The organism is Amycolatopsis sp. NPDC005232, assembly GCF_040607795.1.
Lineage (GTDB): Bacteria > Actinomycetota > Actinomycetes > Mycobacteriales > Pseudonocardiaceae > Amycolatopsis.
Window position 1 is genome coordinate 200,950 of record NZ_JBEXHL010000002.1, and the last position, 18,025, is coordinate 218,974.

Here is an 18,025-nt window from a genome sequence, read left to right on the forward strand (position 1 = left end):
GCCAGTCTGCCAGTGAAAGTCGGGTCGGCTGCCTGTTTTCTGCCTCACTCATGAAGCGATCACGACCAGACGATCTCCAAGCCCTTCCCCTGCGCCCGCCCCGCCTCGGCGGACGGGCGGCGCGTCGCCGGGTCGAGGGGGTTCTGGCCGATCGCCGCGAGGGAGGCCTCGTCGGGTTCCACCACGGCCACCGAGGAGCCGCCGGCGCGCAGCGAAGCCACGACGTCCGCGAAGGGCTTCTCCGTCGGGAACACGTCCGCCGAGCCCAGGGGCATGACCACCAGCACCCGGTCGTACCCCGCCGAGTAGTCGGCGTTGTCCGCGGACCGCACGCCGCCGTCGACGTAGCGGTGGCCCTCGATGGAGACCGGCGGCCAGATGCCCGGGACGGCGCAGCTGGCGGCCACGGCGTCGACCAGCGACACGCCCGAGTCGTTGCGGAAGACGCGGGGTTCGCCGGAGAACGCGTCGACCGCCACGATCGCCAACGCGCGGGTGGGCCACTCGTGCGACGGGAGCCGCGCCTCGATCACCGAGCGGCGGCGCGACTCGGGCACAGTGGAGGCCGACAGCGCGAACTCGCCGACCGCGCGCCGGACCTCGAGAACCGAGCCGGCCGAAACCGCGGCGCCGAACTGCTCGCCGAACTTCTCCAGGTCCACCTCGACGGGGATCTCCGGGGACTGACGCGCCGGGTCCGTCTGCCGGACGTACAGCTCGCCCAGGCTCAACCCGCTGCCGATCTGCGCGGCGACGGTGGAGCCCGCCGACGTGCCGACGATCAGGTCCGCCCCGCTGACGTCACGCCCCGCGTCGGCGAGGCCCGCCAGCAGGCCCGTCATCCACGCGATCCCCGCGACCCCGCCGCCGCCCAGTACCAAAGCCTCGCTCATGTGATCCAGTCTGCCAGCGCCCACCGACAGTTTCAGGCGCCCGGCCAGTCGGCCAGCGAAAGCCCGCTGATCCGCTCGTAGGCCTCGACGTATCGGGCACGCGTGGCGGCCACGACGTCGTCCGGCAGCGGCGGCGGCTGGGTGTTCGACGCGCGGTCCCAGCCGGACGGACCGGTGAGCCAGTCGCGCACGTACTGCTTGTCGAACGACGGCTGGGCGTGGCCGGGCTCGTAGCCGTCGGCCGGCCAGTAGCGCGACGAGTCGGGGGTGAGGACCTCGTCGGCGAGGACGAGCCGGCCCTCGGCGTCGAGGCCGAACTCGAACTTCGTGTCCGCCAGCAGGATGCCGCGCTCGGCCGCGAACTCGGCGCCGCGGCGGTAGATGGCGAGCGTCGCGTCGCGGACCTCGGTCGCCCGCGCCAAGCCGATCTGCGCCGCGACCGTTTCGAACGACACGTTCTCGTCGTGCTCACCCAGCTCGGCCTTCGTGGCCGGCGTGAAAATGGGCGAGGGCAACCGGGCCGACTCGACCAGGCCGCCCGGCAGCTCGACACCGCAGACCGAGCCGCTGCGCTGGTAGTCCGCGAAGCCGGACCCCGTGAGGTACCCGCGCGCGACGGCCTCCACCGGCAGCATGTCCAGGCGCCGCACGAGCAGCGCCCGGCCGAGGACCTCGGCGGGGATGCGCGGGTCGTCCCAGGCCACGAGGTGGTTCGGGATGAGGTCGGCGAGCTGGGTGAACCAGAACACGCTCATCGCCGTGAGGACGCGCCCCTTGTCGGGGATGGGCGTGTCCAGCACGAAGTCGTAGGCCGAGATGCGGTCGGACGTGACCAGCAACAGGTGGTCGTTCCCCACGGCATAGAGCTCCCGGACCTTGCCGGCGGCGATCTTCGGGTATTCGGCGAGCTTCGTCACGGCTGCACCCTAACCCGAGGCCCCGGGGACCGAGGATGATGCAGGTCATGCGCTACCGCTGGATCTCGTTCACCACCGACTACGGCCTGCGCGACGGCTTCGTCGCGGCCTGCCACGGGGTGATCGCGCGCCTGGCGCCCGACGTGCGCGTGCTCGACGTGACGCACCTCGTACCGCCGCACCAGGTGCGCCCGGGCGCGGCGGTGCTGGCGCAGACCGTGCCGTCGCTGCCGGACGCCGTGCACCTGGCCGTGGTGGACCCCGGCGTGGGAACCGCAAGACGAAGCATCGTCGTCGTCACCCCCCGAGGCCCGCTGGTCGGGCCCGACAACGGCCTGCTCCTGCCCGCCGCGGCGGCGCTCGGCGGCGTGATCGAGGCCTACGAGATCGACGTACCCGACCCGGCGTCGGCGACCTTCCACGGCCGCGACGTGTTCGCCCCGGCCGCCGCCCGCCTCGCGCTCGGGGCCGAACCCGCGAGCTTCGGGCCCGAGGTCGACGATCTGGTCCGGCTGCCGGAGCCGTTGATCGCCGCGTTCCCCGGGAAGCTCGTGTCGGACGTGCTGACGGTCGACCACTTCGGCAACGTCCAGCTCGCCGCCACCCCCGCCGACCTCGAGCTGACCGGCCTGAGGGGCGGCGTCACGGTCCACAGCGAACGCGTCGCGGTATCGGCGAGGATCGGAAGGACGTTCGGCGACGTGCCTCCGGGCGCGAACCTGGTTTTCACCGACTCCGCCGGCCACCTGGCCATCGCGGTGAACGGCGGATCCGCTGCTGCGGTACTGAATCTGGGCGCCGCCGAGGAATGCACGATCACCGCTTCCCCCGTCGGCTGAGCAAAACCCCGCCTTGTCAACGCCCGCACCGAGAGGCGAGTGTGGACGAAAGATGGGGAGGCACAGATGGTGGCGTTGGTTTCCCACGGCAACAAGGTCATTTCCGCGGGATTCTTCCGCGACGACGAGCTCGATTTCGCCACGCGCGGAGTGCTCGGCCGCGCCGTGCGCGGGGCGAGTGAGGTCGGTGAGGTGCTGGCGACGATCGCCCGCGTCGGCCGGGCGACGGACTGGGCGCCCGAATGGGAGCGGACGGCGACCCGGGTGCAGGACGAAGCCGCGAAGGCGCGCGAAGCCGGCCACCTGGTCAGCGCCGGCTCCCACTATCTGCGAGCGGCGACGTACTGGGCCTGTGTCGTCGACGGACTGTCCACAGGGGACGACACGGCCGCGTTGAAGGAAGCGTTCAAATCCCATCGGGAATGCTGGGAAGCCGTAGTGGACTGCTCCGACGGCGCCTTCCTCCGCGTCCCGGTTCCCTACGAAGGCACGGAGCTGCCCGGTTACCTCCTGCGCCCCGACGCGTCCGGCACCTCGCGTCCGACGCTCGTCATCACCAACGGCAGCGACGGCGCCCTCAGCGACCTGTGGACCTCGGCCGCGGCCGGCGCGCTGGCCCGCGGCTGGAATGCGTTCCTCTACGACGGCCCCGGTCAGCAGTCGATGCTGTTCGAGCGCGAAACCTGTTTCCGCCACGATTGGGAAGCCGTGCTGACCCCGGTCGTCGACACGCTCGTCGACCGCCCGGACGTCGCCGAGCTCGCCGGCTACGGCATCAGCCAGGCCGGCTACTGGCTGCCCCGCGCGCTCGCGTTCGAGCACCGCCTGGCCGCCGCGGTGATCGACCCGGGCGTGGTCGACGTGTCGACTTCCTGGATGCGCCCCCTGTCGAAGGGCATGCGGAGCGCGCTGGACCACGGCGAGCGCGACGCGTTCAACCGCGACATGGGCCTCGCCGTCCGGCTGCCGGGCCTGCGCCGCACCCTGACGTTCCGGGCGCGGCCCTACTCGCACGAAGACTGGTACGACCTCTTCAAAGCCGTCGACAAGTACCAGCTGGACGAGGAAACCGTCGCCGCCATCACCACGCCCCTGCTCATCACCGACCCCGACGACGAGCAGTTCTGGCCCGGCCAGTCCAGCCGGCTCGCCGAGCTCGTGCGCGGGCGCGGCGGCCGTGCCGACCTGCTGCGGTTCACCGTGGCGGAGGGCGCCAACGAGCACGTGCAGCCGATGGGCCGGCTGCTCACCGAGAACCGGATGTTCGACTGGCTCGAAGAGCTGGTGCCACCACGGCCGGGGCGAAGCTGAACACGTCGCCCGGATCCCAGACGTCCTTGAGGCGCGCGAGCTCCGCGGCCGTGGCCGGTTCGTAGCAGGACGACGCGTCGGTGTGGCTCGTCGGCAGGAACGTCCTCAGTGGACCGCCGGAGCTCCACTCCGAGACGGCTTCGTACACGTGCGACTGCGACCGGGGTGCGGCGCCGGGGTGAGCCGACGTGAACACGTTCAGCCGCGCCGCGCGGTGCCCGACGGCGTCCGCGACCTCGGGTTCGTCGGCCAGCGCGCCGCCGAGGTGGCGCAGCTCCAGCATGAACGGCGCGCGCGGATCCACGAGCGACGGCACGATCTCCAGTGCGTCCTCGCTGGTCAGCGCGAGGCTCTCGCTGTCGACCGGCATCGGGCCCACCGGGTCGGCGTGGATCGAGCCGAGGTCGGTCATCGGCATCATCGTCACCGTGTCGAGGAACGGGCCGGCCATGACCAGCGGCTCGACGAACCGCCGGCCGGCGTCCGCGGCGCCGAGGTAGGCCACGCGCAGGTGGCAGCAGAACCGGCCCCGCAGCGGTTCGGGCACGCCGGGCGTGTCCGGGAAGGCGAGGAACGCGAGCGACAGGCTCAGCTCCCGCGGCGCCGTCGCCAGGCTCGACCGGAACCGCTCGATGACCACCGGCGCGCGCTCGGTGGTGAAGAACAGGCTGCCGCCGTAGAGCTCGCGCAGCGGCACCAGACTGGTTTCCAGCGCTGTGACCGCGGCGAGGTTACCGCCACCACCGCGCAGGGCCCGGAACAGCTCGGGGTGCTGCCTGGCCGTCACGGTGAGCTCGCGGCCGTCCGCCGTGACGATCTCGAAGCGGCGTACGTGGTCGGCGGCGTAACCGTGGCGCCGGCCGAGCATGCCGAGGCCACCGCCGAGGCTGTAGGAGACGTAGCCGACGCCGGGTGCGGACCCGACCGGCGCGGTCAGGCCGTGTGCGGCAGTGGCGACGAGGACGTCGCGCGCCGTCGCGCCGGCCGAAACGCGCGCGACCCGCCGCCGCGGGTCGACCTCGACCCGGTTCAGGCCCCGCGTGGTGACGAGCAGGCCGCCGCCCATCGAGCGGTGCGCGCCGTGGCCGGTCGACTGCACGTCGACGGCCAGCCCGTGCTCCGCGGCGAAGCGCACGCCCGCGACCAGGTCGGATTCGGCCGCGGCCGCCACCACCACCTCCGGCCGGTGGTCGAGCGCGAGGTTGAACCCGCCCCGTTCCCGGTCGTACCCCACGTCGCCTGGAAAATAGACCCCGCCCTTGACCTGCGCGGCGAGCTCCCCGGCTCCACCCATCTCGTCGTCCTCGCTCTCGCCTCGAGCGTGAATGCGGTGAAGTGCGGGGCCGAGACTACGCTCACGAACTCTCCGGTCAAGTCACCGAATTTCGTGATACGCGCGATCAATTCGGGGAAATTGCCGAGAGCGCTCAGAGCACCTGCGAAAGGAACTGCTGCAACCGCGGGCTGCGCGGGTTTTCGAAGATTTGGTCCGGGCTGCCCTGCTCCACGATTCGCCCCGCGTCCATGAACGCCACTTCATCGGCGACGCTGCGCGCGAAGCCCATTTCGTGCGTCACCACGATCAACGTGAGGCCGCGCGAAGCCAGGCCCGCCATCAGGTTCAGCACGCCCTTGACCAGCTCGGGGTCCAGCGCGGAGGTGGCCTCGTCGAACAGCATCACCTCGGGGTCCATCGCCAGCGCCCGCGCGATGGCCACGCGCTGCTGCTGCCCGCCGGACAGCGCCGACGGCCGGTACGGCGCCTTGTCCTCCAGACCGACCTCGGCCAGCCGCGCCTGCGCGATCGCCGTGGCCTCCTCTTTGGACAGTCGCTTCACGCTCCGCAACGGCAGCACGATGTTGTCCAAAACGCTGCGGTGCCCGAACAGGTTGAAGTGCTGGAACACCATGCCCACGCGCTGGCGCAGCGCGTCCGGGTTCGAGTGGATCACGCTGGTGCCGTCGAGCAGCAGGTCGCCGCTGTCGGGTTCCTGCAGCCGGTTGACGCAGCGCAGCAGCGTGGACTTGCCCGAGCCGGACGGGCCGATGACGCACGTGGTGCGGCCGCTGGCCACGCTCAGGTCCACGCCGCGCAGGACTTCGAGCGTGCCGAAGCTGACGTGGATGTCGCGCAGCTCCACACTGGACGAACGCACGGCGGTGGTCACAGGCTCACCCTTTCGGTGTTCACGAGCGTCAGGCTGCTGCCGCCGCCGTCGTCGCCGGGGTCGGCGCGGACCTTGCGGCCGGTCTGCAGGCGCTTGTCGATGTAGTTCACCAGGTGCGTGAGCGGCACGGTGATCACGAGGTACACCACGCCGGCCGCCACCAGCGGCGAGAGGTTGCCCGTGTTGGCCGCCAGGTCCTGGCCGATGCGGAACAGTTCGCGCTGCGAGGTGAGGAACCCGAGGAAGTACACCAGCGTCGAATCCTTCACCAGCGCGATGAACTGGTTCACCAGCGCGGGCAGCACGCGGCGCACGCCCTGCGGGATCACCACCAGCAGCATCGCCTTGGTGTAGGTCATGCCCAGCGCGCGACTGGCCTCCAGCTGTCCTTTTTCGACACTCTGGATGCCCGCGCGGAAGATCTCACCGATGTAGGCCGCCGCGATCAGGCTCAGCGCGGTGATGCCCAGCGGGTACGGGTTGTGGCCGACGATCGGCCGCGCGAGCGTGCCGAGACCCTGGCCGATCACGAGGATCGTCAGGATCGCCGGCAGGCCGCGGAAGATGTCGGTGTACACCCGCGCGGGCCAGCGCAGCCAGACCTTCTTGGACAGTCCCATCACTGCCAGCACCATGCCGAGCACGGTGCCGATGACCGCCGACACCCCGGCGAGGATCAGCGTGTTGACCAGGCCCGTCTTCAGCAGGTCGGGGAAGACCTGCCAGATGTAGTCCCAGTTGAGGAACGTGTCGAGAAACTGATCCATCGTGGACTACTGCCCCGCCGCGAAATCGGTGGGCACCGGCTCGTTCGGCTCGAACTGCTGGTGCACCTTCTTCCAGGTGCCGTCGGCGACGGCCTTCTTGATGCCGTCGTTGAGCTTGTTCAGCAGGTCGGTGTTGCCCTTCTTCACGGCGTACCCGTGCGGGATCGTCGTGGTGATCGTCTTGGTGACCTTCAGGCCCGGGTTCTTCGCCGCGTAGTCCTCGGCCGAGGCCGCGTCGAACACCGCGCCGTCGATCGCCGACGACTTCAGTGCGCTCAGCGCCGCCGCGTCGTTCGGGAAGCGCACCGCCTGCGCCTTGGGCGCGTTGGCCGCGAGCCAGGTGTCGGAGACGGTGCCCTGCACCACGCCGATCCGCTTGCCCGCCAAGGAGTTCTCGTCGGTGATGCCCGCCGTCTCGTTCGCTTCGATCCCGAGCGACTGGTAGTTGTACGGGTCGGAGAACGCCACGGTCTGCTTGCGCGCGTCGGTCTGCGCGATGCCCGCGCTGCCGATGTCGAACGTCCCGTTGGCGACCTGGCCCAGCAGCGCGGAGAAGTCGACCGCGACGAACTCGACCTTCAGGTTCTCCTTGGCCGCGATGTCCTTCAGCAGCTCGTTGTCGAACCCGGTGAACTGGCCGTTCTCCTGGTAGGCGTTGGGCCGCGAGTCGCTCAGCGTGCCGACCCGCAGGGTGTCACCACCGCTGCCGCTGCCACCGCCGCACGCGGTGAGCGTGGCGAGCAGGGCCGCCGCCGTGACGGCTGTGACCAATGTCTTCTTCATGTCACTCCTCAGCTTCCCGGCCGGAACCGTCGATGCAGGATAGGACAGTCACGCGTTCTTCACCGGCAGACCGGGACCGCCCTTAGCGAGCTCCGCGGCCACCGGCGCCTGCTTGAAGAACTGGGCGTGCAGGCGGGCGACGGTGCCGTCCGCGATGGCCTTCGCGAGGCCGTCGTTGAGCTTGGCCAGCAAGTCCGGATTGGACTTCGCCACCGCGTAGGCCGAAGGCGTGTCCTTGTCCAGCACGGTGTAGCCGAATTCCAGCGGTACGCTCGGGTTCTGGTCGAGGTACTTCTGGCCGATGTCCTTCGGCACCACCCAGCCGTCGAGGCCGCCGTCGCGCAGCTGCGCGAAACCCGCGTTGTAGTCGGGGAATCGCACGACCTCGGCGCCCGCGAGCTTGCCCGCGAACTCGTCCTGCACCGACCCCTGCACCACGCCGAGGCGCTTGCCCGAGAAAGCGCTCGCGTCGGCGAGGTTCGCGCCCTTCTTGCCGACAACGGTGGTGTAGCTGGTGTCGTAGCCGTTGGAGAAAGCGACGGTCTTCTTGCGCGCGGTGGTGGCGGAGATCGTGGAGCTGCCGATGTCGAGCTGCCCGCCCGCGACCTTGGCGAGCAAGCCGGAGAACTCGGTGCCGACGAACTCGACCTGGAAGCCTTCACGCTTGGCGATGTCGCGCAGCAGCTCGTTGTCGTAGCCGGTGAACTGGCCGTTTTCGAGGTAGATGCTGGGCGGCGCGTCCGTGAGGGTGCCGACGCGCAGCGTCTGGCCCGACGCGTCCGACGAGCCGCACGCGGTGAGCGTGACGGCGGAGGCGACTACGACGGCGAGAGTGCTGAGGAGCTTGCGCATGACTTCTTCCTGGCTCACGGACATGAAAAACGCCAGGCCGCGGGGTGCGGCCTGGCGCTTCCGGGTTCTGCGTCCGAGATTAGGGATTTCGCCCGATCGGGTAACTTCGTCTCAGTACGTGGACTTCGTGCCCGCGGTCACAGGAATTCGCGCCGGCGCCGGTGGAGCCGGAATCGGTTTCCCGTTGAGCGGGATTCGCCGCGCTCGTGGATGAGGTGGATCACGGCACCGGGCCGGTTTCCGCACACTGCGCTTTGCCGCCGTCGAAGGTGGATTGCAGCCACGACAGGTACAGCGCGTTCGCAGCCGGCGCGGCGAGCTCCTCCTGGATCGCGTGCCCGCTGCCGGCGACCAGGTGGGTGGCGAGGCACGCGTTCGGCAGCAGCTTCTTCTCGTAGCTCTGGAACGCGGGCGCGCCACCGCACTGCGCAGTCGGTGCCGGCGGCGCGCCCACGGGATTGCCCTCACAGTAGTGGCGATCGAACTGGCCGACGGCGACCAGCGCCGGCACCGTGATCCGGGCCGCCTGCGCTGCCGCGGCGGCGCCCTGCGGCCGTGAGGACAGTTCGGTGTCGGACAGAATCCCCTGGTGGGCGCCGATCACCGGCAGCGCCTTCGGGTCGGTGCCCGGGCCGTGGACGAGGCCGATCTGCTCGACCTTGTCCGGCAGCACCGTCACGTACCCGTCGTCCAGCCCTCGCCACCGGGCCCCGACGGTCCGGGCCGGCACCTGGTAGAGCTTGTCGAGCTGAAGGGTTTCCGGGGTCACGGCGGCGCCATACCCGGTGAGGATCAGCGCGTCGAGCACTCCGGCGTGCCTCGCCGCGACGCCGGCCAGCGTGCCGGAACCCAGCGAGTGCCCGATGCCCACGACGGTGTGCCAGGTGGCGCCGAACACCTGGGCGTCGCTGTGCAACGCCGTCGCCACCTGGTCCACAGTGGACACTTGCCCGTCGTAGGTCACCGATGTGCTCGAAGCGGGCACGGTCGAGCGGCCGGTGCCGAGGCGGTCGAGCGCGTAGGTGGCGTAGCCCTTGGCCAGGGCCGCACGGACGAGACTGTTGGAGCGCAGCTCGGGCAGGTCCCAGTAGTCGGCGTTCTCCCCGCCCCCGGCGACGAGCAGCAGCACGGTGCCGTTGCCGCTCGGGGGCGTGCACAGATCACCGGTGAGCTGTCCCGGCGCGGCCACGCCGGGGACCGAGACCGGGGTCTTCACCACCCGGCACGCCGGCACCGGGGCGGCCGGTGCCGGCGGCGGGCTGCCCGAACACGCAGCAGCCAGCACGGCGGTGAGCAGGAGAACCAGGGCACGGCAAGCGAGGGGCATCGTCGACTCTCTTCTGTCGCCAGTGCCCAGACGCTACGAAGCCGCCTCGCTCCGCAGTAGCCGGATTTTCCGTCGGGTCCTGTCAGCTCCGCTTACAGGATCGGGCCCGGCGCGTACTGCGCCGCGTCCGGGAAGCGCTCCAACACGGTCTCCACGCGCTGCGCCACCTCCGCGACCTGTGCCGGCGCCACGCCCGTGAACGAGATCCGGTCGGCGAGGAGTTTGTCCAGGTCACCGCGGTCCAACGGCAAGCGTGAGTCGGCCGCCAGCCGGTCGAGCAGGTCGTTCTCGGCGCCGCGCTCGCGCATCGCCAGTGCCACGCCGACGGCGTTCTCCTTGATCGCCTCGTGGGCCGTCTCACGTCCGACGCCGCCGCGCACGGCCGCCATCAGCACCTTCGTGGTGGCGAGGAACGGCAGGTAGCGATCGAGCTCACGCTCGATCACGGCCGGGAAGGCGCCGAACTCGGCCAGCACGGTGAGGAAGGTCTCCAGCAGGCCGTCGAGCGCGAAGAACGCGTCGGGCAGCGCGACGCGGCGCACGACCGAGTCGGACACATCGCCCTCGTTCCACTGGTCGCCCGCGAGCTCGCCGATCATCGACAGGTGCCCGCGCAGCACGACGGCCAGACCGTTGACCCGCTCGCACGAGCGTGTGTTCATCTTGTGCGGCATGGCCGACGAGCCGACCTGGCCGGGCTTGAAGCCCTCGGTCACGAGCTCGTGGCCGGCCATCAGGCGGATCGTCTTGGCGAGGCTCGACGGCGCCGCGGCCAGCTGCACCAGCGTGGACAACACGTCGAAGTCGAGCGAACGCGGGTAGACCTGCCCGACGCTCACGAAGTGGTTGCGGAACCCGAGGTGCTCGGCGATCTTCGATTCCATAAGGTCCAAAGTGGACTCATCGCCCAGCAGGTCGAGCATGTCCTGCGCCGTGCCGACCGGGCCCTTGATGCCCCGCAGCGGGTAGCGCTCGATGAGGTTGTCCAGGCGGGAGAACGCGACCAGCAGCTCGTCGGCGGCGGTCGCGAACCGCTTGCCGAGCGTGGTGGCCTGCGCGGCGACGTTGTGCGAGCGCCCGGCCATCACCAGGTCCGAGTGCTCCACGGCCAGCGCGGCCAGCCGCGCGAGCACAGCGGCGACGCGGCTGCGCATGAGCTCCAGCGACCGCAGCTGCTGCAGCTGCTCCACGTTCTCCGTGAGGTCGCGCGAGGTCATGCCCTTGTGCACGTGCTCGTGGCCGGCGAGGGCGTTGAACTCCTCGATGCGGGCCTTCACGTCGTGGCGCGTCACGCGCTCGCGCTCGGCGATCGACTCGAGGTTGACGTCGTCGATCACGCGCTCGTAGTCCGCGAGCACACCTTCGGGCACCTCGACGCCCAGCTCGTTCTGCGCGCGGAGCACGGCGAGCCACAGCTGCCGCTCCAGCACCACCTTCTGCTCGGGCGACCACAGCCGCACCAGCTCGGGCGACGCGTAGCGGGCGGCGAGCACGTTGGGAATCCGGGGCTTGTCCGTCACGCGGCCACGATACCCGTGCAGGTCAGAGGTGGGCGGGGCCGGTGGGATCCAAGACGGCTCCCACCGGTTCGGCCTCGCGAAGGCCTCGGCACCCCGTGCACCGAGCCGGCGGAGAGCCTGGCACACGCCAGGTAGGGCAGTCGAGGGAATTACAGCGCGAAGAGCCGCTCGAACGCCGCGGCGACCGTCTCCGGAAGCGTTTCGGGCGAGCTGAAGGCCTGCGTGTAGCCGGCGTCGTAACACGCGGTCGCGACGTGGGCGGCCTGCCTCGCCACGAGCGGCGCCGCGCCTTGTTCGACCAGCGCCGCGTCCAGCGCGTCGGTGTACCCACGCTCCTTGACCAAACTGCACGCCTGCAGCTGAGGCGTCTCGGCGATCAGCTGTTCGCGCACCGGGTACCGCACGGCCTGGATCGCCTTGGAATCGGCGAGCACGAGGATCGCGGCGCGCGCCACACGCATCACCGCGCCGAACGAGTCACCGAGTGGTTCTTCCGCCGCTCGCGCCGCGCCCGCCACGGCCTTCGCCAGAAGCAGGTGCGAGGCCGAATCGTCCTCGAACAGGACTTCGGCTTTGTCCGGGAAGTACCGGAAGAACGTGCTCCGGGCGACGCCGGAGGCTCGAGTGATGTCGGTGACGGTGACCTGGTCGAAGCCGTGTTCGGCGAACAACACCACGGCGGCTTGGCGGATGGCTTCGCGGGTCTCCGTTCGCTTCGCCTCGCGAACCGAGCCGGCGGCCGGGTGGGGCGTCGGGTGGGGCGTCGGGTGGGGCGCTGTCACGACGCCAGCTTAAGCGCGGACCGCCCGAGGACGAACGGGCAGAAAAATGAGACTCAGTCCTGTTAACTTCGGACTCAGTGCCTACTATCGTCCGAGATCATCTCGAACGAACGGGGAGTCGCCATGACAGAGCAGCAGCTACGCGGCAAGGTCGCGCTGGTCACCGGGGCCAGCCGAGGGCTGGGCGCCGCGGCGGCCCGGCACCTCGCGGCGGCCGGCGCCGACGTCGCGCTCGCCTACGTGCAGTCGGCCGACAAGGCGAAAGCCGTTGCCGAGGAAGTACGCGCGCTGGGTGTCGAGGCCGAGGTGTTCCAGGCCGACCAAGGCGACGTCGCGCAGGTCAACGCCATGGTCGACGCCGTGGCCGAGCGGTTCGGGCACATCGACGTCCTGGTCAACAGCGCGGGCACGCTCATCGGTGGCACCACGGGCACGATCGCGCAGGCCGACCGCGAGCGGATCTGGGCGGTCAACGTCCTCGGCCTGGTCGCCGCCACCGAACGCGTGCTCGCCCACATGCCCGACGGCGGCCGCGTCATCAGCCTCGGCTCCATCGCCGGGGAACGCGCCTACACCGCCGGGCTCGCCGACTACAGCGCGACCAAGGCGGCTGTGAGCGGCTACACGCGCTCGTGGGCGCACGAGCTCGCGCCGCGCCGGATCACCGTCAACACCGTCGTGTCGGGCTTCGCCGAGACGGACATGGGCATCCCGCACGACTCCCCGCTGGGGCAGCGCGTCCTCGCGGACCTGCCCTTCGGCCGCTACGCCACCGCGGACGAGGTCGCCGCCCTGATCACGTTCCTCGCCGGGCCCGCCGCCTCCTACATCACCGGCAGTGACCTGCGCGTCGACGGCGGCTGGAACGCCTGAGCCGTCAGCCTGAAACGGTTCCGGTCACGGTCAGCGACGTCGTTTCACCGGGAGCGAGCGTGGTCAGCGGGCCGAGGGCTTCCAGCTCCACGATGCGCGCCGGCGGGTCGAGGTCGCCCAGGTCGGCGAGGGGTTCGGGCAGCGGGTGCTCCAGCCAGATCTCGAGCGGCGAACCCGCGTCGGGGTACTCCGCGGCCGGGTCGACGTCGAAGGACAGCGTGAGGGTGGTCTCACCGACGGTGCACGACACCCAGCCCGCGGTGTCCGGCACGCCGAGCTTGCCGACGACGTCCTGCGGCGGCACCACGAGCGTGCCACCGTCCACTGTGTACTCGGGGTTTCCGGTGCCCGCCACGAGCTCCACGACAGCCGGCGTGCGCATGCCCGCGAGCCCGGCCGTGACGGTGCCGCCGCCCGGGAGCTGGGTGACGTTCCACAGTGCCCAGCGCACCGGCGCCGAAGACGCGTTCTCAGCCGTGAGCCGCAGCGTGTACGAAGCGCCGGAGCCCAGTGTCAGCTCGCGCGTGAACCGCAGGCCCGTGCGGGGTTCGACGCCACTGGTCAGGATGACCGACAGCTCGGTGAGGCCCGAGACGGAGTACGGGCCCGAGTCCAGCACGGGGTCCGGCGGCCCCGCCCACTGGCCGGGCCCGTCCCAGCCCTGCGGCGCGGGCCAGGTCTTGTCGCCTCCGTAGTTGATCCAGTCGCCCATCCGGCCGGAGTTCGGGGCCAGGACGTGGCCGCCGAGCGGCTGCAGGTCGGGACCCAGCAACGCCGGGTTGCGCCACAGCAGCTCGAGGCCTTCGTGTGCCAGCGACAACAGCCGCCCGCCCAGCGCCGGGACGACGCCGAGGCGCAGCACCCCGTTGTCGAGCCACACGACGTCGGTCACCATTCGGCGAGACCGCCGTCGTCCAGGCGCCACACGGGCGAACGCCAGTGGTGGCCGACCTCGTCGGCGCGGCGCACGGCTTCCTCGTCGACCTCGATGCCGAGGCCCGGGGCGGTCGGACGGGCCGCATAACCGTCGGTGAAGCGGAACAGCGCGGAGTCCGTGAGGTAGCTCAGCGCCTCGGTGCCCTGGTGGTAGTGCATGCCCAGACTCTGTTCCTGGATCAGGAAGTTCGGCGTTGCGAAGGCCACCTGCATCGACGCCGCCAACGAGATCGGGCCGAGCGGACAGTGCGGCGCCATGCTCGCGCCGTAGACCTCGGCCAGCGCGGCGATGCGCCGCAGCTCCGAGATGCCGCCGGCGTGCGATGGGTCGGGCTGCACCACCGCGACGCCCGCGTCGAGCACCGGCTTGAACTCCCAGCGCGAGTACAGGCGTTCGCCGACCGCGATCGGCACCGTCGACGCGGACACGACCGACGCCAACGCGCCGCCCTGCGTCTCCGGCAGCACCGGCTCCTCGACGAACATCGGCTGGACCTCTTCGAGCATCTTCACCAGCCGGCGCGCCATCGCGGGCGAGACCCGGCCGTGGAAGTCGATGGCGAGGTCGCGCTCCGGGCCCAGCGCCTCACGCGCCTCACGCGCCCGGGCCAGCGCCGCGTTGGCTTCCGCGGGTGACGCGATGGGAGCGAGCGGTCCCGCCACATTCATCTTCACCGCCGTGAAACCGGCCTCCACCTGTGCGGACACGGCGTCGAAAATGCCCGAAGGACGGTCGCCGCCCACCCACGAATACACGCGCACGCGGTCGCGCACGGGCCCGCCGAGCAGCTCGTGCACCGGCACCCCGTGCACCTTGCCGGCGATGTCCCACAGCGCGTGGTCGAAGCCCGCGAGCGCGCTGGAGAGCACGGGCCCGCCGCGGTAGAACCCGCCGCGGCGCAAGGTCTGCCAGTGGTCCTCGATGCGCAGCGGGTCCTGGCCGACGACGAGCTCGGCCATCTCGTGCACCGCCGCGCGCACCGTCTCGGCGCGGCCCTCGACCACGGGCTCGCCCCAGCCGGAGATGCCCTCGTCGGTGTTCACCTTCAGGAACAACCAACGTGGTGCGACGAGGAACGTCTCGATACCGGTGATCTTCACCTGGCCCCCATTTCCTAAGAGACGCGGTCTAAGCGGAATCCTTGGCGGCCGACCAGCCGCCGTCGACGGTCAGGTCGGCGCCCGTGACGTACGAAGCCCCCGGTGAGAGGAGGAACGCGATCACGGCCGCGACCTCGTCCGGGTCGCCGAGGCGTCCGGCGGGGGTCGCCCGCGCGCTGCGTTCGATGTCCTCTTCGGTGAGCCGGTCCCACGCCTGCGTGCGCACCGGACCGGGCAGTACCGAGTTCACGCGCACGTCCGGCGCGTACTCCACGGCGAGCTGGCGCGCCAGCGACACCAGCGCGCCCTTGCTCGCCGCGTACGCCGGGTGGCCCGGCAGGCCGAACCGCGCGTGCACCGAAGACACCAGCACGACGGAACCCCGCCGGGCTCGAAGCGTTGGCAGGCACGCCTTCACCGCGAGGTAGGAACCGGTGAGGTTCACGTCGAGCTGGTGCTGCCACTGCTCCCGCGCCATCTCGTGCAGCGGGCCGGTGGTCGGCACGTACGCGTTGCTGACCAGGGCGTCGACCTCGCCGGCCAGCTCGACGACCTGCGCCCAGGTCTCGTCGGCGGTCACGTCGCCGCGCACGCCGGCGAGGTCGTCGGGGAGGGGGGCGAGGTCCACACCCACGACGCGGTAGCCGTCGGCCTGCAGCCGCCGCGCTGTCGCCGCGCCGATGCCTGACGCGGCACCGGTCACCACGGCCGTCGGGTTGTCTGGTGTGGACATCGCCAAATCCTCCTCGTGCTCAGAGCCTGGTGCTCAGAGCTTGTCTACGCGGACATGGTCGTCCGGACCACGCACCCCGAGCCAGACGCCATTCGCGTCAGCCGCACCGCCGAGGGTGCCCACGACGTTGCCGGACGGGTACTTCGGCTGCTTGAACCAGCCGGCCCACGTGGTGCCGTTGCGGTCGTTCTGCCACAGCGTGTAGTCGCTGGCCAGCGCGAACACCGAGACCTTGTCGCCCTGCGCGACGAGCGTAGGGCTGCTGGAGATGGTGCCGCCGATGTTCGTCCAGTCCGACCACGCGCCGCCGGCGTCGCGGGTGCGGACCCACACGCCGTCGTCCGGGGTGCGAACGGCGACCGTGGTGCCGGTCGTCGAGGTCGCGGCGCCGGGGCGGCCGTAGATCTGCGCGTCGTTGGGCGAGCCGAGCGAGGACCAGCGGCCGTCGGTGGTGCGGGTCCAGACCCTTCCGTCGGTGCCGCGGGTGTAGAGCGTGCCGTCGGCCGTCACGGACGGCGAGTCGGTGAGGTTCCCGCCGAGCCGGTGCCAGGCGCCCCAGCGCTTTCCGTCGTAGGTCAGCTGCCACACGGCATTGTCCAGACCACGGACGTAGACGTCGATGTTCGAGCCGTGCGCGTTGGCGGCCGGCTGGCCGAGGAACGGGCCGCCGATGACCGAGGTGCCCTTGCCGAGACCCTGCGTCTGCAGCACGCCGAGCGGGCCACGGGTGAACGTGACGGTCTTGTCGCCGGTGCGCACCACGGCCGGGCTGGCCGAAGCGCCGCTTGCGACGCTCGTGCCGGGCACCAGGTCCGTGCCGTGCAGCTTCAGGAACGCCGTGCCGTGCGCGGGAACCGTGACGGTGTACGTGCCGGTTGCCGTGCCACGGTCGGCGCGGGCGCGCAGGTCGCGGATCGAGACGTTGCCGGTGAGGCCGGCGTCGGCGAAGTTCAGCGTCATCTGCGTGTCCGCGTCACCGCGGTTGAGCAGCACGACCGCCCGGTCGCCGTCCTTCGACAGGCGCTTGCTGTAGGTGTCCGTGGAGCCGTTGTTGGCCACCCGGACACCCTGGATTCCGAGCTTGTCCTGGTCGACGGCGATGATCTCGGGGTTCTTCAGCGTGTCGATCATCGACTGCGGCAGCGTGCGCGGGTCGGAGCCGATGATGAGCGGGGAAGCCATTTCCGCCCACAGCACGAGCTGGGTGGTCGACTCCTCCTCGTTCATCTCGAGGGTGCCCTGCTCCGTCTTGCGCATCGGGATCAGGAAGTCGGGGTCGTTCCAGTGCCCCGGCCCGTTGGCCTCGGGGTGCGCCGCGTTGACGTCCGCGTTGCGCAGCATGTCCTTGTAGATCCCCTCGTACGGGGTTCCGAAGGCCACGTCGGTGTTGGTGCGCCACGAATCGGCCACGAGCGGGCCGAAGGTGTAGGACACGCCGGCGGTCTGGCTCGGCGTGTGCGGCACGCCCCAGTCGTCGGTCACCGGGTTGCAGATGTTCAGGATCATCTTGCGGCCCGCCTTCTGCAGGGCCGCGCTGAACTCGGTGTACGCCTTCGCCGGGTCGAGGTTGTTCGCGATGCCGCAGAGGAAGTCGACCTTGATCGCGTCGAACTTCCACGTGGCGAAGCGTTTCGTGTCCTGCTCGTAGTAGCCCTGGCTGCCCGCGGCGCAGTTCTTGCCGTCGGACGGGCCGGCGTCGGTGTAGATGCCGGCGAGCAGGCCGCGGTCGTGGATGTACTTGACCAGCGCGTCCATGCCGGAGGGGAAGCGCGCGGGGTCGGGCACGAGGTTGCCGCTCGCGTCCCGCGGGTCCTTGGCGTTCCAGCCACCGTCGATCCAGACGTACTTGTAGCCGGCCTTGGCCAGGCCGCTGGAGACGAGGTAGTCGGCGACGCCCTTCACGCCGGCCTCGGTCACGGTCGGCATGCCGAAGTAGTTGTTCCAGCCCATGTACGGCGTCTGCGCCAGACCGGAGTTGTAGTAGTCCGGGGCGCCCTGGTCGGCCGCGGTGGTCTGCTGCGGGAAGAGCGAGGCCGGGGCCGCGGAAGCGGGGGTCGCGAGCCCGAGCACGGTGGCGGCGGCCGCGGCCACCGCCGTGATCGTGAGTGCTCTGCGGGATCTGCGTGGGGAGCGCGGGAGCATTGTGGCGACACCTTTCGTCGTCGAAACAGCGCCGAAGGGGGCCGTGATCGTCCGGCCCGCGAGCAGCATGCCGGGGTCGCG

Annotated in this window: 17 protein-coding genes; 3 read left to right on the forward strand and 14 right to left on the reverse strand. The window is 70.7% G+C overall.

Annotated elements, in window-relative coordinates; genetic code table 11:
• Window positions 1-59 precede the first annotated feature (59 nt).
• Complete coding sequence (locus ABZU76_RS04615; RefSeq protein ID WP_354865062.1) at window positions 60-893, reverse strand: patatin-like phospholipase family protein; 834 nt, start codon at window positions 891-893, stop codon at window positions 60-62.
• Between the two features lie 32 nt (window positions 894-925).
• Window positions 926-1,810, reverse strand: a complete 885-nt coding sequence (locus tag ABZU76_RS04620; protein ID WP_354865064.1) for a phosphoribosylaminoimidazolesuccinocarboxamide synthase — start codon at window positions 1,808-1,810, stop codon at window positions 926-928.
• A 47-nt stretch (window positions 1,811-1,857) separates the two neighbouring features.
• Here ABZU76_RS04620 and ABZU76_RS04625 point away from each other — a divergent pair, with 47 nt between their 5' ends.
• Window positions 1,858-2,649: an SAM-dependent chlorinase/fluorinase gene (locus tag ABZU76_RS04625; protein WP_354865066.1), complete on the forward strand. Its 792-nt coding sequence runs from the start codon at window positions 1,858-1,860 to the stop codon at window positions 2,647-2,649.
• A gap of 66 nt (window positions 2,650-2,715) precedes the next feature.
• Window positions 2,716-3,960 carry a hypothetical protein gene (locus tag ABZU76_RS04630; protein ID WP_354865068.1) on the forward strand — a complete coding sequence of 415 codons (1,245 nt, stop codon included), beginning with the start codon at window positions 2,716-2,718 and terminating at the stop codon, window positions 3,958-3,960.
• On the opposite strand, the gene ABZU76_RS04635 is transcribed toward ABZU76_RS04630, so the two are convergent.
• From ABZU76_RS04635 to ABZU76_RS04670, 8 genes are all read right to left on the reverse strand, one after another.
• Window positions 3,896-5,254 carry an FAD-dependent oxidoreductase gene (locus ABZU76_RS04635; protein WP_354865070.1) on the reverse strand — a complete coding sequence of 453 codons (1,359 nt, stop codon included), beginning with the start codon at window positions 5,252-5,254 and terminating at the stop codon, window positions 3,896-3,898. The two genes, ABZU76_RS04630 and ABZU76_RS04635, sit on opposite strands and share 65 nt — an antisense overlap.
• A 133-nt stretch (window positions 5,255-5,387) precedes the next feature.
• Window positions 5,388-6,128: an amino acid ABC transporter ATP-binding protein gene (locus tag ABZU76_RS04640; protein WP_354865072.1), complete on the reverse strand. Its 741-nt coding sequence runs from the start codon at window positions 6,126-6,128 to the stop codon at window positions 5,388-5,390.
• On the reverse strand, window positions 6,125-6,895 hold the full coding sequence (locus ABZU76_RS04645) for an amino acid ABC transporter permease (protein ID WP_220245122.1): 771 nt from the start codon (window positions 6,893-6,895) through the stop codon (window positions 6,125-6,127). Before ABZU76_RS04645 ends, ABZU76_RS04640 begins: the two co-directional genes overlap by 4 nt.
• A 6-nt stretch (window positions 6,896-6,901) precedes the next feature.
• Window positions 6,902-7,678 (reverse strand): ABC transporter substrate-binding protein, encoded by a 777-nt coding sequence (locus tag ABZU76_RS04650; protein ID WP_354865074.1) that lies wholly within the window; start codon window positions 7,676-7,678, stop codon window positions 6,902-6,904.
• A gap of 48 nt (window positions 7,679-7,726) precedes the next feature.
• Window positions 7,727-8,530, reverse strand: coding sequence for a transporter substrate-binding domain-containing protein (locus tag ABZU76_RS04655; RefSeq protein WP_354865076.1), 804 nt, complete (start codon window positions 8,528-8,530; stop codon window positions 7,727-7,729).
• 220 nt (window positions 8,531-8,750) lie between these two features.
• On the reverse strand, window positions 8,751-9,857 hold the full coding sequence (locus ABZU76_RS04660) for an alpha/beta fold hydrolase (RefSeq protein ID WP_354865078.1): 1,107 nt from the start codon (window positions 9,855-9,857) through the stop codon (window positions 8,751-8,753).
• 92 nt (window positions 9,858-9,949) lie between these two features.
• The gene (gene purB, locus ABZU76_RS04665) at window positions 9,950-11,377 is read right to left on the reverse strand and encodes an adenylosuccinate lyase (protein ID WP_354865080.1); all 1,428 of its coding nucleotides are present in this window, start codon (window positions 11,375-11,377) and stop codon (window positions 9,950-9,952) included.
• 149 nt (window positions 11,378-11,526) lie between these two features.
• A complete protein-coding gene (locus tag ABZU76_RS04670; RefSeq protein ID WP_354865082.1) occupies window positions 11,527-12,159 on the reverse strand; it encodes a TetR family transcriptional regulator in 633 nt (210 codons plus the stop codon).
• Window positions 12,160-12,282: 123 nt separating this feature from the next.
• On the opposite strand from ABZU76_RS04670, the gene ABZU76_RS04675 reads away from it, so the two are divergent.
• Entirely contained in the window at window positions 12,283-13,032 is a 750-nt protein-coding gene (locus tag ABZU76_RS04675; RefSeq protein WP_354865084.1) for an SDR family oxidoreductase, read from the forward strand.
• A 4-nt stretch (window positions 13,033-13,036) separates the two neighbouring features.
• On the opposite strand, the gene ABZU76_RS04680 is transcribed toward ABZU76_RS04675, so the two are convergent.
• From ABZU76_RS04680 to ABZU76_RS04695, 4 genes are read right to left on the reverse strand one after another with little or no spacing between them, the layout of a single operon-like run.
• The gene (locus tag ABZU76_RS04680; protein ID WP_354865086.1) at window positions 13,037-13,927 is read right to left on the reverse strand and encodes a DUF4380 domain-containing protein; all 891 of its coding nucleotides are present in this window, start codon (window positions 13,925-13,927) and stop codon (window positions 13,037-13,039) included.
• Window positions 13,921-15,069, reverse strand: a complete 1,149-nt coding sequence (dgoD, locus tag ABZU76_RS04685; RefSeq protein WP_354865088.1) for a galactonate dehydratase — start codon at window positions 15,067-15,069, stop codon at window positions 13,921-13,923. Before dgoD ends, ABZU76_RS04680 begins: the two co-directional genes overlap by 7 nt.
• 28 nt (window positions 15,070-15,097) lie before the next feature.
• Entirely contained in the window at window positions 15,098-15,802 is a 705-nt protein-coding gene (locus tag ABZU76_RS04690; protein WP_354865090.1) for an SDR family oxidoreductase, read from the reverse strand.
• A 33-nt stretch (window positions 15,803-15,835) separates the two neighbouring features.
• A complete protein-coding gene (locus ABZU76_RS04695; protein ID WP_354865092.1) occupies window positions 15,836-17,893 on the reverse strand; it encodes a hypothetical protein in 2,058 nt (685 codons plus the stop codon).
• Window positions 17,894-18,025: the final 132 nt, after the last annotated feature.

Bases quoted from the DNA above. Each gene is read 5' to 3' on its own strand.
- ABZU76_RS04630 (WP_354865068.1), top strand. From the start codon at position 2,716: ATGGTGGCGTTGGTTTCCCACGGCAACAAGGTCATTTCCGCGGGATTC.
- ABZU76_RS04615 (WP_354865062.1), bottom strand. From the start codon at position 893: ATGAGCGAGGCTTTGGTACTGGGCGGCGGCGGGGTCGCGGGGATCGCG.
- ABZU76_RS04690 (WP_354865090.1), bottom strand. From the start codon at position 15,802: ATGTCCACACCAGACAACCCGACGGCCGTGGTGACCGGTGCCGCGTCA.
- ABZU76_RS04650 (WP_354865074.1), bottom strand. From the start codon at position 7,678: ATGAAGAAGACATTGGTCACAGCCGTCACGGCGGCGGCCCTGCTCGCC.
- ABZU76_RS04675 (WP_354865084.1), top strand. From the start codon at position 12,283: ATGACAGAGCAGCAGCTACGCGGCAAGGTCGCGCTGGTCACCGGGGCC.
- ABZU76_RS04655 (WP_354865076.1), bottom strand. From the start codon at position 8,530: ATGCGCAAGCTCCTCAGCACTCTCGCCGTCGTAGTCGCCTCCGCCGTC.
- ABZU76_RS04680 (WP_354865086.1), bottom strand. From the start codon at position 13,927: ATGGTGACCGACGTCGTGTGGCTCGACAACGGGGTGCTGCGCCTCGGC.
- ABZU76_RS04635 (WP_354865070.1), bottom strand. From the start codon at position 5,254: ATGGGTGGAGCCGGGGAGCTCGCCGCGCAGGTCAAGGGCGGGGTCTAT.
- ABZU76_RS04625 (WP_354865066.1), top strand. From the start codon at position 1,858: ATGCGCTACCGCTGGATCTCGTTCACCACCGACTACGGCCTGCGCGAC.
- ABZU76_RS04660 (WP_354865078.1), bottom strand. From the start codon at position 9,857: ATGCCCCTCGCTTGCCGTGCCCTGGTTCTCCTGCTCACCGCCGTGCTG.
- ABZU76_RS04645 (WP_220245122.1), bottom strand. From the start codon at position 6,895: ATGGATCAGTTTCTCGACACGTTCCTCAACTGGGACTACATCTGGCAG.